12 protein-coding genes and 1 tRNA gene are annotated in these 14,552 nt (G+C 62.4%); 11 read left to right on the top strand and 2 right to left on the bottom strand.

The window, feature by feature from the left end; genetic code table 11:
- The first annotated feature begins 732 nt into the window (after positions 1 to 732).
- The gene (gyrA, locus tag ILT44_RS27880; protein ID WP_204242872.1) at positions 733 to 3,423 is read left to right on the top strand and encodes a DNA gyrase subunit A; all 2,691 of its coding nucleotides are present in this window, start codon (positions 733 to 735) and stop codon (positions 3,421 to 3,423) included.
- A 54-nt stretch (positions 3,424 to 3,477) separates the two neighbouring features.
- On the opposite strand, the gene ILT44_RS27875 is transcribed toward gyrA, so the two are convergent.
- Positions 3,478 to 4,056, bottom strand: coding sequence for a hypothetical protein (locus tag ILT44_RS27875; RefSeq protein WP_204242871.1), 579 nt, complete (start codon positions 4,054 to 4,056; stop codon positions 3,478 to 3,480).
- 498 nt (positions 4,057 to 4,554) lie between these two features.
- Between ILT44_RS27875 and coaD the strand changes: the two genes are divergently transcribed.
- The 7 genes from coaD to ILT44_RS27840 all read left to right on the top strand — a co-directional run bounded on the left by coaD (position 4,555) and on the right by ILT44_RS27840 (position 9,397).
- Positions 4,555 to 5,055, top strand: coding sequence for a pantetheine-phosphate adenylyltransferase (gene coaD, locus ILT44_RS27870; RefSeq protein ID WP_204242870.1), 501 nt, complete (start codon positions 4,555 to 4,557; stop codon positions 5,053 to 5,055).
- 29 nt (positions 5,056 to 5,084) lie between these two features.
- Positions 5,085 to 5,633, top strand: coding sequence for a peptidylprolyl isomerase (locus ILT44_RS27865; RefSeq protein ID WP_204242869.1), 549 nt, complete (start codon positions 5,085 to 5,087; stop codon positions 5,631 to 5,633).
- A gap of 35 nt (positions 5,634 to 5,668) precedes the next feature.
- Positions 5,669 to 6,151: a UCP034077 family protein gene (locus ILT44_RS27860; RefSeq protein ID WP_204242868.1), complete on the top strand. Its 483-nt coding sequence runs from the start codon at positions 5,669 to 5,671 to the stop codon at positions 6,149 to 6,151.
- 51 nt (positions 6,152 to 6,202) lie between these two features.
- Positions 6,203 to 6,670, top strand: coding sequence for a peptidylprolyl isomerase (locus ILT44_RS27855; RefSeq protein ID WP_204242867.1), 468 nt, complete (start codon positions 6,203 to 6,205; stop codon positions 6,668 to 6,670).
- Positions 6,671 to 6,794: 124 nt separating this feature from the next.
- The gene (gene queA / locus ILT44_RS27850) at positions 6,795 to 7,871 is read left to right on the top strand and encodes a tRNA preQ1(34) S-adenosylmethionine ribosyltransferase-isomerase QueA (RefSeq protein ID WP_204242866.1); all 1,077 of its coding nucleotides are present in this window, start codon (positions 6,795 to 6,797) and stop codon (positions 7,869 to 7,871) included.
- 122 nt (positions 7,872 to 7,993) lie between these two features.
- Positions 7,994 to 9,175: a tRNA guanosine(34) transglycosylase Tgt gene (tgt, locus tag ILT44_RS27845; RefSeq protein WP_204242865.1), complete on the top strand. Its 1,182-nt coding sequence runs from the start codon at positions 7,994 to 7,996 to the stop codon at positions 9,173 to 9,175.
- A gap of 146 nt (positions 9,176 to 9,321) precedes the next feature.
- Positions 9,322 to 9,397: transfer RNA gene (locus ILT44_RS27840), tRNA-Lys, on the top strand.
- A gap of 338 nt (positions 9,398 to 9,735) precedes the next feature.
- Here the strand turns inward: ILT44_RS27840 and ILT44_RS27835 are convergent.
- Complete coding sequence (locus tag ILT44_RS27835; protein ID WP_204242864.1) at positions 9,736 to 10,416, bottom strand: GntR family transcriptional regulator; 681 nt, start codon at positions 10,414 to 10,416, stop codon at positions 9,736 to 9,738.
- Between the two features lie 400 nt (positions 10,417 to 10,816).
- On the opposite strand from ILT44_RS27835, the gene tcuA reads away from it, so the two are divergent.
- The 3 genes from tcuA (at position 10,817) to ILT44_RS27820 (ending at position 14,401) form a co-directional block, all read left to right on the top strand.
- Positions 10,817 to 12,205: an FAD-dependent tricarballylate dehydrogenase TcuA gene (gene tcuA / locus ILT44_RS27830; RefSeq protein WP_239468589.1), complete on the top strand. Its 1,389-nt coding sequence runs from the start codon at positions 10,817 to 10,819 to the stop codon at positions 12,203 to 12,205.
- Positions 12,192 to 13,349 (top strand): tricarballylate utilization 4Fe-4S protein TcuB, encoded by a 1,158-nt coding sequence (gene tcuB / locus ILT44_RS27825; RefSeq protein ID WP_239468588.1) that lies wholly within the window; start codon positions 12,192 to 12,194, stop codon positions 13,347 to 13,349. Before tcuA ends, tcuB begins: the two co-directional genes overlap by 14 nt.
- An 86-nt stretch (positions 13,350 to 13,435) precedes the next feature.
- The gene (locus ILT44_RS27820; protein WP_204242861.1) at positions 13,436 to 14,401 is read left to right on the top strand and encodes a Bug family tripartite tricarboxylate transporter substrate binding protein; all 966 of its coding nucleotides are present in this window, start codon (positions 13,436 to 13,438) and stop codon (positions 14,399 to 14,401) included.
- Positions 14,402 to 14,552 lie beyond the last annotated feature (151 nt).

Here is a 14,552-nt window from a genome sequence, read left to right as displayed (position 1 = left end):
CTGGCTCTTTGACACCCGACCATCAGCGTCATCCCGGACGGCGCAGCCGATCCGGGATCGCAAGACCAGGAAAGCGCCGTCATCCCGGGGCTGCGCGGCAGAGCCCGGGATCCATAGCCGCTGACGGTGCAGAATGAGCAAAGCAGAGGCCGCTGCGCCTTTCCTCCAACTGCCGTGGTTATGGATCCCCGCCTGCGCGGGGATGACAGCGGCGAGGTTCAGGCGCTTGGTTCTGCCCGCAATTCTGGATCAGCTGCGCCGTCCGGGATGACGGCACGAGACGCAGATCCCGGGGTAAGCGCAAGCATGGAGCCGTCTGAATGCGATAAAATGCAGACGGATCAGCAGCTTGCACCCAATGGCTGAGCCGGTGTCTCATCCCCCTGGCCACCTTGCGAAAGTGCCACAGGCGCGGCCCTGCCGCCCGCCAGGCTCGACCCGACAATAAGTTGCTGAAACGTAAATGGATTTCGCCTCTTCCCTTGCCTCTGGAAAACCCGTCAAAACGCTTGAAAAAGGCGGCGTTCTCCCCCATGTAAGAGCCTGATTTCAATTGGATTCGCGGGCCTGCCGGACGGCTTGACGAAGCGGCACGAAAAAAGCCGCCTCTCGCGAAAGGGCAGACCGTTTTAAGAAAGACCAACCTTGACCGATCCGAACGATATCCGCTCCGGCGGCCCCGGCGGGGACCAGCCGGCCAGCGACATCAAGCTGATTTCCATCGTCGACGAGATGAAGCGCTCGTATCTCGATTACGCCATGAGCGTGATCGTGAGCCGCGCTCTGCCCGATGCGCGCGACGGCCTCAAGCCCGTGCACCGGCGCATCCTCTACTCGATGCATGAAAACGGCTACACGCCCGACAAGAAATACGTGAAGTCCGCCCGCATCGTCGGCGACGTGATGGGTCAATACCACCCGCACGGCGACCAATCGATCTACGACGCCTTGGTCCGCATGGCTCAGGACTTCGCCATGCGCGTTATGCTCGTGGACGGGCAGGGCAATTTCGGCTCCGTGGACGGCGATCCGCCGGCGGCCATGCGCTACACCGAGTCCCGTCTCGCCAAGGCGGCGATGCCACTCCTCGACGACATCGACAAGGACACGGTCGATTTCACACCCAACTACGACGAGTCCAAAGACGAGCCGGCGGTTCTGCCGGCGCGCTATCCGAACCTGCTCGTCAACGGCGCCGGCGGCATCGCGGTCGGCATGGCCACCAACATGCCTCCCCACAATCTCGGCGAGGTCATCGACGGCTGCCTGGCCTTCATGGAAAATCCCGACGTTTCGGCCGAGGAGCTGATCGAGATCATCCCCGGCCCGGACTTTCCGACCGGCGCTCTGATCCTCGGGCGTGCAGGCGCCCGCTCGGCCTACACCACGGGCCGCGGCTCCGTCATCATGCGGGCCAAGTCCGAGATCGAGGAGATCCGCAAGGACCGCGAGGCGATCATCTTCACCGAGATTCCCTATCAGGTGAACAAGGCCTCGCTGATCGAGAAGATCGCCGAGCTGGTGCGCGAGAAGAAGATCGAGGGCATCTCCGACCTGCGCGACGAATCCGATCGCGACGGCATGCGCATCGTGGTCGAGATCAAGCGCGATGCCATGGCCGACGTGGTGCTCAACCAGCTCTACCGCTACACCCCGCTCCAGACGAGCTTCGGCGCCAACATGGTGGCGCTCAACGGCGGCCGTCCGGAGCTGATGAACCTGAAGGACCTGATCCGGGCCTTCGTCGACTTCCGCGAGGAGGTCGTCTCCCGCCGGACCAAGTACCTGCTCAACAAGGCCCGCGAACGCGCCCACGTGCTGTGCGGCCTCGCCATCGCAGTCGCCAACATCGACGAGGTCATCCGCCTTATCCGCACGGCGCCTGATCCGAACGCGGCCCGCGAATCCCTCATGGGCCGCGACTGGCCGGCGCACGACATCGCGCCGCTCATCGCGCTGGTGGACGATCCGCGCCACAGGATCAACGAGGACGGCACCTACCGTCTCTCTGAGACCCAGGCCCGTGCCATCCTCGACCTGCGCCTGCAACGCCTCACCGCGCTCGGTCGGGACGAGGTCGGCGACGAGCTGTCGAAGCTCGCGGCCGAGATCTCGGATTACCTCGATATCCTGCGCTCCCGTGTCCGCATCATGTCCATCATCAGGGACGAGCTGACCGAGATCCGCAACACCTTCGCCACGCCGCGCAAAACGCAGATCGTGGATTGGGACTCGGATCTGGACGACGAGGACCTGATTGCCCGCGAAGACATGGTCGTCACCGTGTCCCATGCCGGCTACATCAAGCGCGTGCCGCTCTCGACCTACCGGGCGCAGCGCCGCGGCGGCAAGGGCCGCTCCGCCATGACGACGCGGGACGAGGATTTCGTCACCCGTCTCTTCGTGGCGAACACCCATACGCCGGTCATCTTCTTCTCGTCCGAAGGCCAGGCCTACAAGGAGAAGGTGTGGCGCCTGCCGCTGGCGGCTCCCAATGCCAAGGGCAAGGCCCTGGTGAACATGCTGCCCATCAAGCAGGGCGAGCGCATCACCACCATCATGCCGCTGCCCGAGGACGAGGCATCCTGGGACAAGCTGGACGTGATGTTCGCCACCTCTCGCGGAACGGTGCGCCGCAACAAGCTGTCGGACTTCGTGCAGGTCAATCGCGGCGGCAAGATCGCCATGAAGCTGGACGAGGGCGAGCACATCGTCGACGTGCAGATCTGTTCCGAGAACGACGACGTTCTGCTCACCACGGCCAAGGGCCAGTGCATCCGCTTCCCGGTCACGGACGTGCGCGTCTTCAAGGGCCGCGATTCCATGGGCGTGCGCGGCATCAATCTGGCCTCGGGCGACGACATCATCTCCATGGCGATCCTGCGCCACGTGGAAGCCACGGGCGAGGAGAGGGCGGCCTATCTCAAGATGCGCCGCGCGGTCACAGGCGAGCAGATGGGGTCTGATGCCGATGCTGCGGACGAGGCCGAGGAGGCTTCAGGCGAGAACTTCTCCCTCTCGCAGGAGCGTTATGCTCAGATGAGCGCGCAGGAACAGTGCATCCTGACCCTCTCCGAGAAGGGCTACGGCAAGCGCACCCTCTCCTACGAGTACCGCATCACGGGACGCGGCGGCAAAGGCATCACGGCCATGGCGGTCAACAGCCGCAACGGCAAGCTCGTGGCCTCGTTCCCGGTCGAGAGCTCCGACCAGATCATGCTCGTCACCGATGGCGGCCAGCTGATCCGCGTGCCGGTGGACGGCATCCGTGTCGTCGGCCGCAACTCGCAGGGCGTCACCGTCTTCTCGACCAAGGACAAGGAGAAGGTCGTCTCCGTCGAGCATGTCGAGGGTGAGGAAGACGAGAACGGCGAGGGCGTCGACGATTCCTCGACCGAGGGCGGCGAGGCTGCGGAAGAGTAGGATCCCTTGGCCATATTCAAAAACAAAGGGCGCCCAGCGGCGCCCTTTTGTTTGTCACTTGCTGAGCAGTCGGGCGTATTCCGAGGCGAAGCGGTCGGCCAGCCGGTCCGGATTATCAGCCGCGGTCGTGAGGCGGATTTTCACGAAATTGCCCTTGCGGACCGTGACGAACACATATGAGTCTCGGGTCTTGCTGTTCTGCGTAATGGCCACATGGGCTTTCGCAAATGAGGCGGCCTCCGTCTTCGCGATGAGTGCTGCGTTCTGATAGGAGCCGGAGGAGACCGTAGAATCAATGTCCTTGAGGGCCGCATCCCGCTGATCGAGCGAGGCCTTGCGCCTGTCCATGGAGCTCAGGTTCTGACCCAGATCGTAGATGTAGACATCGGCCCAGGTTTCGCCCGGCTTTTCGTAACGGACGCTGAAGCCCAGGCCGGAGGTGTTATAGTCGGTTTTCTGTCCTCTCCGAAGGCCGGCAACTTCCGCCGGGAAGGGATAACCGTCGATGTGTTTCACATGGGCCGGTATCGGGCTCTTCGTGGTCTCGGCAATGGCCTCGAATGTACAGATCGGCGCGAGGACGAGGCTGAGATAAAGGCTCCAAGAGCCTAGAAGACGTAAAAGGCGCGACATCGGACCCCCCTTGTTGCAGCGATACTAACGTAACAAAGCTACGGAAGGGAGTCTCATCTCCATCGCTTGGACAAAGGCAATCGGGCGGTTGTCGCCGGATGTTTCGAAGGGCTCACGGGTGAAAAGCCTCCGAGCGCAGGTTCACGATAACGAGGGCTGCAACAAGTCGCTTATGATCCGTGTTCCTGGCGAAGGAGCCTTGGCAACTGAGCTCCTCCGCAGATGCGTGGCCGGCATTCAGGGCGAGACCAGAGATGAGGAGCGCAGGACGCAGCACGATTTAGGCTGTCGGAGAGGCCAGATTACGAGAGGCTCGCCAGAGCCGCCGGGCTCAATACGGCGATAGCAGTAGCGAAGACGATGCAGAGGCGAACAATCATGGTGATCTCCTGAAACCTTGACTTTAGGTTAGCTGGAATATTCCACGCCCCCGTCCGGCCCGCCGTGTGCCAACGCACGGCTTGCTCAGCAGCCCCAATCCGGCTACGCCTTGGCCTCATGACCCGCACAGCCCTCTATACCGGCAGCTTCGATCCCGTCACCAACGGCCATCTGGACGTCCTGCGCCAGGCCTGCAGCGTGGCGGACAGGATCGTGGTCGCCATCGGCGTCCATTCCTCAAAGGCGCCGATCTTCTCGGCCGAGGAACGGGCCGACATGCTGCGCGAGGTCTGCGGACCGATGCTGCATGCGAGGGGAGTCGCACTGGATGTGGTGACCTTCAGCGATCTGGCCGTCGAGGCAGCCCACCGCCACGGCGCCGCTCTCATCGTTCGCGGCCTGCGTGACGGCACGGATTTCGACTACGAGATCCAGATGGCCTCCATGAATGCCACGATGGCGCCCGAGGTCCAGACCCTCTTCTTCCCGGCCTCGCCCACTGTGCGCCCCATCACCGCCACGCTTGTGCGGCAGATCGCAGGGATGGGCGGCGATGTGTCGGCCTTCGTGCCGGGGCTTGTCGCGGAGCGCCTGAAGGCCAAATTCAGGCGGCCATAAGTTCATCATCCACAGGGAGACATTCACCCATGAAGCGTTTGCTCGCAGCCGGAGCGCTCGTGCTCGCCGGCCTCGTTCCGGCCATTGCCCAGCAGGCCGGCGACCCGCAGAACACGGTTCTCCTCGACACCAAGGACGGCCGTGTCACCATCCGCCTGCGCCCTGATCTTGCGCCCAAGCACGTGGAGCAGATCAAGGCCTTGACGAAGCAGGGGTTCTACAACGGCGTCGTCTTCCACCGGGTGATCGATGGTTTCATGGCCCAGACGGGTGATCCGACCGGCACCGGCACGGGCAAGTCCAGCCTCCCAAACCTTCCGGCCGAGTTCACCCCCACCCAGTACAAGCGCGGCTCGGTCGGCATGGCACGGTCCCAGAGCCCTGATTCCGCGAACAGCCAGTTCTTCATCTGCTATGACGGCTGCGGCCCGCTCACCGGCCAGTACACCCTGTTCGGCGAGGTCGTGTCCGGCATGGACGTGGTCGACAAGATCAAGAAGGGCAATCAGGCTGCAAACGGCATGGTGTCGAGCCCCGACAAGATCGTGAAGATGCAGCTCGCCGCCGACGCGAAGTGATGCGCGCTCCGCGGTCATATGGTGGATGGACTATCGTGCTCCTCTTGAGCCTGGGTTCGGCTGCGCCGGCTCTCGCGCAGGTGGGACGCTTTGACGATCCGGACGATTATCAGGACAGAATCGAGCCGCCTCCATCCCTGCCGCAGAGCTTCAACGCGATGGTCTGGCCCAACCCCCGTGCCGAGCCACCGAAGGTCGTCGATACCCTCAACGACATCGGACGCGCCATGCAGGTCTGCTGGCAGCCGGGGAGCGTGCACTATACCGGTCAGGAAGTGACCATCCGGATCAGCTTCAAGCGGAACGGCGAGGTTTTGGGTAAGCCGATGATCACCCATTACCGGGCCGGCGAACCAGATGCCGAGAACCGCGAGGCCTTCACGCGGGCCGTGAGGGAGGCCCTGGTCCGCTGTTCGCCGATGCCCTTCAGCGAGAAGCTCGGCGCGGCCGTAGCCGGACGACCGTTCACTTTCCGATTCATCGACGCGCCGATGCCCGAGAAATACCAGCGCCTATAGGGGCTGGCCGTCGCAATTCCTAAATACACGCCATCATCGAAGGAGATTCCCATGGCAGACCCCGAAAACACCCTCATCCTGGAGACCACCAAGGGCCGCGTGGTCATCGAACTGCGCCCCGATCTCGCTCCGGGCCATGTGGAGCGCATCAAGACCCTCGCCCGGCAGGGATTCTATAACAACGTGCCGTTCCACCGGGTGATCGAGGGCTTCATGGCCCAGACCGGCGACCCGACGGGCACCGGCACCGGCGGCTCCGACCTTCCGGACCTCAAGGCCGAGTTCAATGCCGAGCCGCATGTGCGCGGCACCTGCTCCATGGCCCGCACAAACGCCCCCCACTCCGCGAACTCGCAGTTCTTCATCTGCTTCGACGATGCACGCTTCCTCGACAAGCAGTACACCGTCTGGGGCAAGGTGACCGAAGGCATGGAGAACGTGGACAAGATCAAGCGCGGCGAACCCGTGCGCGATCCTGACCGCATCGTCTCCATGAAGGTCGCGGCGGACGCGGCTTAAATAAGATAAGGCGTCCTCCCGGGGCTGCAGCGCGGAACCCGGGATCGCTTGCAGGATGGATCGCCATTCCCGTCACGCGATCCCGGATCGCCTGCGGCGTCCGGGATGACAGCTGAAAGTAACCATGCGCGTCGACCTGTTCGATTTCGAACTCCCTGAAAGCAGCATCGCGCTCCGCCCCGTGGAGCCGCGCGATGCGGCGCGCATGCTCGTGGTCCGGCCGGAAGCGGGTCTTGAGGACCGCATCGTCCGCGACCTGCCCGATCTGCTGCAGCCCGGCGACGTGCTGGTGCTCAACGATACCAAGGTCATCCCCTCCCGGCTCTATGGCCTGCGCGTCCGCGAAGAGACGGCCGCCCGCGTCGAGATCATGCTGCACAAGCGTGAAGGGGCCGACCGCTGGCGCGCCTTTGCCCGGCCCGCCAAGAAGCTCAACGTGGGCGATCGCATCCGCTTCGGCGAAGCCTCGGAGAGCACGGCCTGCGAACTCGTGCGGCTCGATGCGGAGGTCGAGGAGAAAGGCGAGGGGGGTGACGTGGCTTTGCGCTTCTCGTTCGCCGGAGCATTCCTCGACGAGGCGATCGCCCGCCTCGGCGAGTTGCCCCTGCCGCCCTACATTGCCGGCAAGCGCCCGACCGACGAAAAGGATCTGCGCGACTACCAGACGGTTTATGCCAAGGATGAGGGCGCTGTGGCTGCCCCGACCGCCGGCCTGCATTTCACCGACAGCCTCTTCCGCCGTCTCGACGAGCACGGCGTCAGTCGGCATTTCGTGACCCTTCATGTGGGTGCCGGCACCTTCCTGCCGGTGAAGGCGGAGGACACCGCCGAGCATCGGATGCATGCGGAATGGGGATCCGTCTCGGAGGAGACCGCGCAGGCGCTCAACGCGGCACGGGCGCGGGGAGGGCGCATCGTGGCGGTGGGCACCACCTCCCTGCGGTTGCTCGAGAGCGCCGCCCGGGAGGACGGCACGATCGCCCCCTTCTCCGCCGACACGGCCATCTTCATCACGCCCGGCTACCGCTTCAAGGCGGTGGACGTGCTGATGACGAATTTTCACCTGCCCCGCTCGACCCTGTTCATGCTGGTTTCGGCTTTCTCAGGCCTGGATTCCATGAAGGCGGCCTATGCCCATGCGGTCGAAACAGGCTATCGTTTCTACTCCTATGGCGATGCGAGCTTGCTGTTCCGGCGTTGACCCTTCTGTTATCCCCGGCGGTCTGAGGGACCGGGAAGGGAATCCATTGATGAGGCGCAACGGTTATGGATTCCCTTCCTCTTCGCTGCGCTTCGACCGGGAATGACACAGAGAGTTTCTGAATGACCACCGAGACCTTCACCTTCACCGTCAACAAGACCGACGGGGCGGCGCGCACCGGAGAGATCCGGATGCCTCGCGGCGTCATCCGCACGCCGGCCTTCATGCCGGTCGGCACAGCCGCCACCGTGAAGGCCATGTATCCCGACCAGGTGAAGGCGCTCGGCGCAGACGTGGTGCTCGGCAACACCTATCATCTCATGCTCCGCCCCGGTGCGGAGCGTGTCGCACGGCTCGGCGGGCTGCATCAATTCATGAACTGGCCTTATCCGATTCTCACCGATTCCGGCGGCTTCCAGGTCATGTCCCTGTCGGCCCTGCGCAAGATCGACGAGACGGGTGTGACCTTCCAGTCTCATATCGACGGGTCGACCCATGTGCTGACGCCTGAGCGCTCCATCGAGATCCAGGGCCTGCTCGGCTCAGACATCCAGATGCAGCTCGACGAATGCGTGAAGCTGCCGTGCTCCGACGAGGTGGCCGATAAGGCCATGCACCTCTCCTTGCGCTGGGCGGAGCGCTGCCGGGTCGCCTTCGGCGAGCAGCCCGGCAAGGCCATGTTCGGGATCGTCCAGGGCGGGGCGGTGGAGCGGCTGCGCATTGCGAGCGCGAAGGAACTCGCGGCCCTCGACCTGAAGGGCTATGCCATCGGTGGCCTCGCAGTCGGCGAGCCGCAGGAGGTGATGCTGCGGATGATCGAAACGGTCGAGCCGCACATGCCGGACGCCAAGCCCCGCTACCTCATGGGTGTCGGCACCCCGGACGATATCGTGGAGGCCGTGCGCCGGGGCGTCGACATGTTCGATTGCGTCATGCCCACCCGCGCTGGCCGCCATGGCCAGGTCTTCACCCGTCACGGCCGCATGAATCTGCGCAACGCCCGCTTCGCCGAGGATACGAGCCCTCTCGACGAGAGCTCGAAATGCACGGCCTCCAACACGTATTCCCGGGCCTATCTCCACCATCTCGTCCGTTCCAACGAGATCCTGGGGATGATGCTGCTGACCTGGAACAACCTGGCCTATTATCAGGAACTCATGGCCGGCCTGCGCAAGGCGATCACCGAGGGCCGCCTTGAGAGCTATATCGGCGAGGTGAAGGAAGGCTGGGCCAAGGGCGAGCGGGACAGCAAGGCGGAGCAGGGGCAGCACGCCGATAACATGGCCATGGTGTCGGAAGGCTGAGCTACCCAGAGGCCGAATCGGCTCCTCTCGAAAGATTGCCCGAAAAAAAGCCTCTTTCCGGGTTCGTGGCGGGGGAACAAGGCCGTAAGGCAGGGCTTTTCGATTGACCTGAGGTCCCAGACCCCCTATCTCGGGCTCACCTCTGGGAGCGCGTAGCTCAGCCGGTAGAGCATCTGACTTTTAATCAGAGGGTCCTGGGTTCGAGTCCCAGCGCGCTCACCAACAATATCAAAGGGTTGCCGGCATCTGCCCTTTGAGCCATTTTCTTCCAGGTAGCCAATAGGTAGCCAGGCGTCTGGGCGCAGAGGGTGACACCGATCAGAGCTAAGTCGAACCCAAGAGTGCGGACGACGAAGTGAGTCGTTTGACGCCTGCTCTTGATCTGACCCTCAGCGTAGCCGCAGTGCTGTCAAAGTACGGCCTGTGATCAGGCCGGAAGGTCTGTTCTCCCGTGGTGAGCAGACCTTCGGAGGGCATGCCTGAACTTCCCAAGTTAACCCAGACCAGACGTTTCGCAGGAGCTAACCGCTATTCTTGGCCTTATTCCGAGCCTGTTTTCACTAGCGGTCCTGCAACAACTTCAGACGTGACCTTAAGGCTTCCCGGATGTGCGCCCTTGCCAGGCTCTCGGCCCGGTCGGCATCGCGTGCGGCGATGGCCTCGATGAGGGCACGGTGTTCCTCAGCAGCCGTCGATGGCCTGCCGCCGATGCTGAACGTTGTCGCGCCCAAGAGGGCAATCCCGTCCTGAAGCTCCTGCAAGGCGCTGTCGAGGTACCGGTTCCGGGCAGACCGGAAGATCATCTCGTGGAAGGCCCGATTGAGCCGCGCCATCTCGGCAGGGTCGTCCGCCCGAGCCTCGAAGGCATTCTCCAGATCAACAAGACCGTCGACCTCCGAGCGCGAGGCATGCTGGGCCGCCAGGCGGGCCGCGGCGCCTTCCAGGATCTCGCGCATGGCGTAGAGCTCAAGAACCTCGGCGGTGCCAAGGCTACGCACGACCAGACCCCGTCCACTTGCAGGCTCAACAAAACCCTTTGCCAGAAGGCGTCCGAGGGCCTCTCGAACCGGCGTGCGGCTGACCTGGAGGCGTTGCGCGACCTCCTCCTCCCGCAACCGGTCGCCTGGGCGGTAAATCCCGACACGCAAAGCCTGGCAGAGCGATCTGAAGACCGCCTCGCCCAGTGGCATGCCGGAATTTCGGCCAACCAGTTCCAACTCGTGGGAGGGTTGCTCTGCCATTTGTGTTCCTGAGGATCCTGCCCAGTTCTATCAAGCATTGAATATTGGGGTTGACTAGGGCGTGCGTTTGGATTTGTTTGTATACAAAGGTGTTCAAAAATCCAATATGAACCTAGGCTGATCCCGAGAGGAATAAGGTCCGCTGTCCGGCACATCGGCGAAGCGACTGGGCAGGCATCACTGAGGATGTTTAATTTAGTGCCAAGCCTTTGCCACCTCCCGTCTTATGAGTCTGGTTTGTCAAACAAGGGACTGCTTCGGGGTCACGTCAGCTGGAACCCTGAAAGATTGCCTGAATGGGGAGATGAACGTGGAAACAGCGGTGTCGAGAGACTTTCCGCCGGAGCAGGTGACAGGAGCCGCACGTACGACAGCCCGGGCCGGGGCTACTCCGGTCGAACTGACGAACAGGTACGACGTCCTGGTGATCGGCGGCGGGAACGCTGCCCTCTGTGCGGCTATCAGCGCTCGCCGGTCCGGCGCCTCCGTGCTCGTGCTCGAGGCCGCTCCCAAGTTCTACCGCGGCGGCAACACGCGTCACACCCGCAACATGCGCTGCGCCCATGATACGGCCACCGAGATCCTGACCGGCCCCTACACTGAGGAGGAGTTCTGGGAAGACCTTCTGCGGGTCACCGGTGGTCAGACGGACGAGGAACTTGCTCGCTTCATGATCCGAGAGTCTAAGGACATTCTGAACTGGATCGTCGAGCAGGGCGTGCGCTGGCAACCATCGCTCGGCGGGACGCTCAGCCTGGGCCGCACGAACTCGTTCTTCCTTGGAGGAGGGAGGGCGATGCTGAACGCGCTCTATCTCACCGCAGAGGGTCTTGGCGTTGACGTGCTCTACGACGCAGAAGCCGTCGACCTCGACGTTCAGGATGGCAGGTTCCAATCGGCCACAGTCGCCTATGGCGGGCAGTGGCACAAGGTGAGTGCGGCTGCCCTGGTTGCGGCTGCGGGAGGCTTCGAGGCTAACATCGAATGGCTGAAGCAGTACTGGGGCGACGTCGCCGAGAACTTCCTCATCCGCGGCACGCCCTATAACCGGGGCTCCGTGCTCAAGATGCTGCTGGACAAGGGCGTGCAGGAGATCGGCGATCCTACTCAGTGCCATGCGGTAGCGATCGATGCGCGGGCACCGAAGTTCGATGGCGGCATCATCACCCGGCTCGACTGCGTCGTCTTCGGTATTGTGGTGAACAAAAACGCCGAGCGCTTCTACGACGAAGGTGAAGACATCTGGCCCAAGCGCTATGCCATCTGGGGCCGCCTTGTCGCGGCGCAACCCGACCAGATCGCCTATATCATCTTCGACGGTCCTTCCCTCGAGATGTTCATGCCGTCGCTCTACCCGCCTGTGAAGGCTGACAGCATCCGGGAACTCGCCGGCAAGCTCGGGCTCGACCCGCAGTCGCTCGAGACCACGGTCGAGACTTTCAACCAGGCCGTCCGTCCCGGCACTTTCGACCACACGATCCTTGATGACTGCCGAACCGAAGGACTGACCCCGCCGAAGACCCACTGGGCCAGACGGATCGAGACGGCGCCGCTCTATGCCTACCCGGTCCGTCCAGGCATCACCTTCACCTATCTTGGCACACGCGTGAACAAGGAATCGCGAATGCTCATGGCTGACGGCTCTCCTTCGGCCAACATGTTCGCCGCTGGCGAAATCATGGCGGGCAATGTCCTCGGCAAGGGCTACGCCGCCGGCATCGGAATGACAATCGGCAGCGTCTTTGGGCGGATCGCCGGGCGAGAGGCCGCAAAAAATGCACGCAACTAAAGCTCTTGAGGAAGCAGATCGACTCATGACGGTCTGTAATTCCTGTCGCTATTGCGAAGGACTCTGCGCAGTATTTCCAGCCATGGAAATGCGGCGCGCCTTCGCGGATGGGGATCTCAACTATCTGGCCAATCTCTGCCATAGCTGCGGCGCGTGCTATACCGACTGCCAGTTCTCACCGCCGCACGAGTTCAACGTCAACGTGCCGCAGACGCTGGCGAAGGTTCGTAACGACTCATACAAGTTTTACGTCTGGCCGCGGGCGTTGGCGCCGCTGTTCGAGCGCAACGGCCTGGCCATCAGCCTGATTGCAGCGCTCAGCGTCGGCATCTTCTTCTTTGGTCTGATGGCGATTAACGACCCGGCGGTGATGTTCGGTGTGCAGACGGGCCCCGGCGCGTTCTACCAGATCATGTCGCACAACGCGATGGCGGGCGTATTCGGCGCGGCCTTCTTCTACGCCATGACGGCGTTGATCATGGGCTTCCGCATGTTCTGGTGCGATATGGGGGAGACCCGGGAGACATTGACCAAAGGCGTCTCGGTCTGGCAGGCGATGAAGGACACGATGGCGCTGCGCTATCTCGATGGCGGCGGCCCCGGGTGCATCAATGAGGACGAGCGGCCGAACGACCGACGGCGCCTCTACCATCATCTGACCTTCTACGGGTTTTTTCTCTGCCTCGCCTCGACGAGTACGGCGACCCTCTATCACTATCTCCTCGGCATGCAGGCTCCCTATCCCTGGTACGACCTTCCGGTTGTTCTCGGAACTTTGGGGGGGATCGGCCTTCTCATTGGGCCTGCAGGATTGATATGGGCGAAGTTCAAGCGCGATCCGGCCCTGCAGGACGAGAACGGGCGCGGCATGGAGATGGCCTTTACGGTCATGCTCTTCCTCGTGAGCCTGACGGGCCTGCTTCTCCTGGTCCTTCGAGCTACGCCCGCCATGGGAACAATGCTCGCCATCCACATGGGGTTCGTGTTCGGCTTCTTCATCACCATGCCATACAGCAAGTTCGTTCACGGCATCTATCGCTTCGGCGCACTCGTTCGCTATGCAAAGGAACGCCGCGCTTTGCATGAGCCGACGCCTTCGAAGGCTAAGGCGCTTGGAATCCCTGACGCCAAAGCAGGAATCTAGATGCATCCACTGGGCTGCTACCAGCTCTCCCGGAGCCGCCACGATAGAGATGGCGGCCACATCATTTGACTGGGAAGGAGACGAAGATGAAGGTTAATCGCAGAACCTTGTTGGGACTGGCGTTGATTGTTGGTGCTGCACTGCCGTCAACGGTTGTCGCACAAGTGCCCAGCCTCAAGATAATGGCACCTGCCGCCCCAGGAGGTGGATGGGATCAGACGGCGCGCTCTGTCGGCCAAGCTCTGACAGAGGCGGGTCTGGCCCAATCAGTACAAGTCGCAAACGTACCTGGAGCGGGCGGCACCATCGGCATCGCCCAGTTCGTGAACAGCGCTAAGGGAGATGCAAGCCAATTGATGGCGAGCGGATATGTGATGGTCGGCGCGATCATCACCAACAAGTCGCCTACTGGTCTGGATCAGGTCACGCCGATTGCCCGTCTGACGGGTGAGTGGCAGGCAATCGCCGTTCCGGCGGCTTCTCCTATTAAGACTATGGCCGAGCTGGCTGCCATGATCAAAGCCGATCCGGCAAAGGTCACCTGGGCTGGCGGATCGGCAGGCGGGCCCGATCACATCCTGGCGGCTCTAATCACAAAAAATGTAGGGGCCGATCCGAGCAAGACCAACTACATTGCCTTTTCAGGGGGAGGCGAGTCGCTCGGTGCGCTTTTGGGCGGCAAGGTGACCACAGGTATCAATTCGCTGAGCGAGTTCATGAGCCAGGTCAAGGCGGGCAAATTGCGTCTGCTGGCAATTTCGACTCCAAACCGGCTTCCGGATGTCGGGGCCCCGACCCTGAAAGAGAGCGGGATCAATCTTGAGCTTTCGAACTGGCGCATGATCGTTGCCCCACCTGGCATCAAGTCGGAAGAGCGTTCGCGGCTTACGAAGATGTTTGAGGATCTTGCCAAATCCGAGCCCTGGAAGAAGATGCTCGCAGCCAAAGGGTGGGATGACATTTTCCTGACGGGGTCTGCTCTAGACGAGTTTGTTAAAGCCGAGCAGGTTCGCACCACTGAAGTGCTCAAGGACGTTGGGCTAGTGAAGTAATCACGGCTCAGCACTGAATATAAAGGCTGACCGCATCGTTTCCAGCGAGAAGGCGCGCCTGCGGCGCGCCTTCAGGAATCTATAGTGATGGTACTTTCAGGCTGTAAACCACTGGCGTAGTTCTATAACCTTCGTGATCTCATCGAGCCTT

Source organism: Microvirga arvi, assembly GCF_016892765.1.
GTDB lineage: Bacteria > Pseudomonadota > Alphaproteobacteria > Rhizobiales > Beijerinckiaceae > Microvirga > Microvirga arvi.
Note: the sequence above shows the minus strand (reverse complement) of the source record. Positions and strands in the feature narration are given on the sequence as shown.

Bases quoted from the DNA above. Each gene is read 5' to 3' on its own strand.
- gyrA (WP_204242872.1), top strand. From the start codon at position 733: ATGAAGCGCTCGTATCTCGATTACGCCATGAGCGTGATCGTGAGCCGC.
- ILT44_RS27875 (WP_204242871.1), bottom strand. From the start codon at position 4,056: ATGTCGCGCCTTTTACGTCTTCTAGGCTCTTGGAGCCTTTATCTCAGC.
- coaD (WP_204242870.1), top strand. From the start codon at position 4,555: ATGACCCGCACAGCCCTCTATACCGGCAGCTTCGATCCCGTCACCAAC.
- ILT44_RS27865 (WP_204242869.1), top strand. From the start codon at position 5,085: ATGAAGCGTTTGCTCGCAGCCGGAGCGCTCGTGCTCGCCGGCCTCGTT.
- ILT44_RS27855 (WP_204242867.1), top strand. From the start codon at position 6,203: ATGGCAGACCCCGAAAACACCCTCATCCTGGAGACCACCAAGGGCCGC.
- queA (WP_204242866.1), top strand. From the start codon at position 6,795: ATGCGCGTCGACCTGTTCGATTTCGAACTCCCTGAAAGCAGCATCGCG.
- tgt (WP_204242865.1), top strand. From the start codon at position 7,994: ATGACCACCGAGACCTTCACCTTCACCGTCAACAAGACCGACGGGGCG.
- ILT44_RS27835 (WP_204242864.1), bottom strand. From the start codon at position 10,416: ATGGCAGAGCAACCCTCCCACGAGTTGGAACTGGTTGGCCGAAATTCC.
- tcuB (WP_239468588.1), top strand. From the start codon at position 12,192: ATGCACGCAACTAAAGCTCTTGAGGAAGCAGATCGACTCATGACGGTC.
- ILT44_RS27820 (WP_204242861.1), top strand. From the start codon at position 13,436: ATGAAGGTTAATCGCAGAACCTTGTTGGGACTGGCGTTGATTGTTGGT.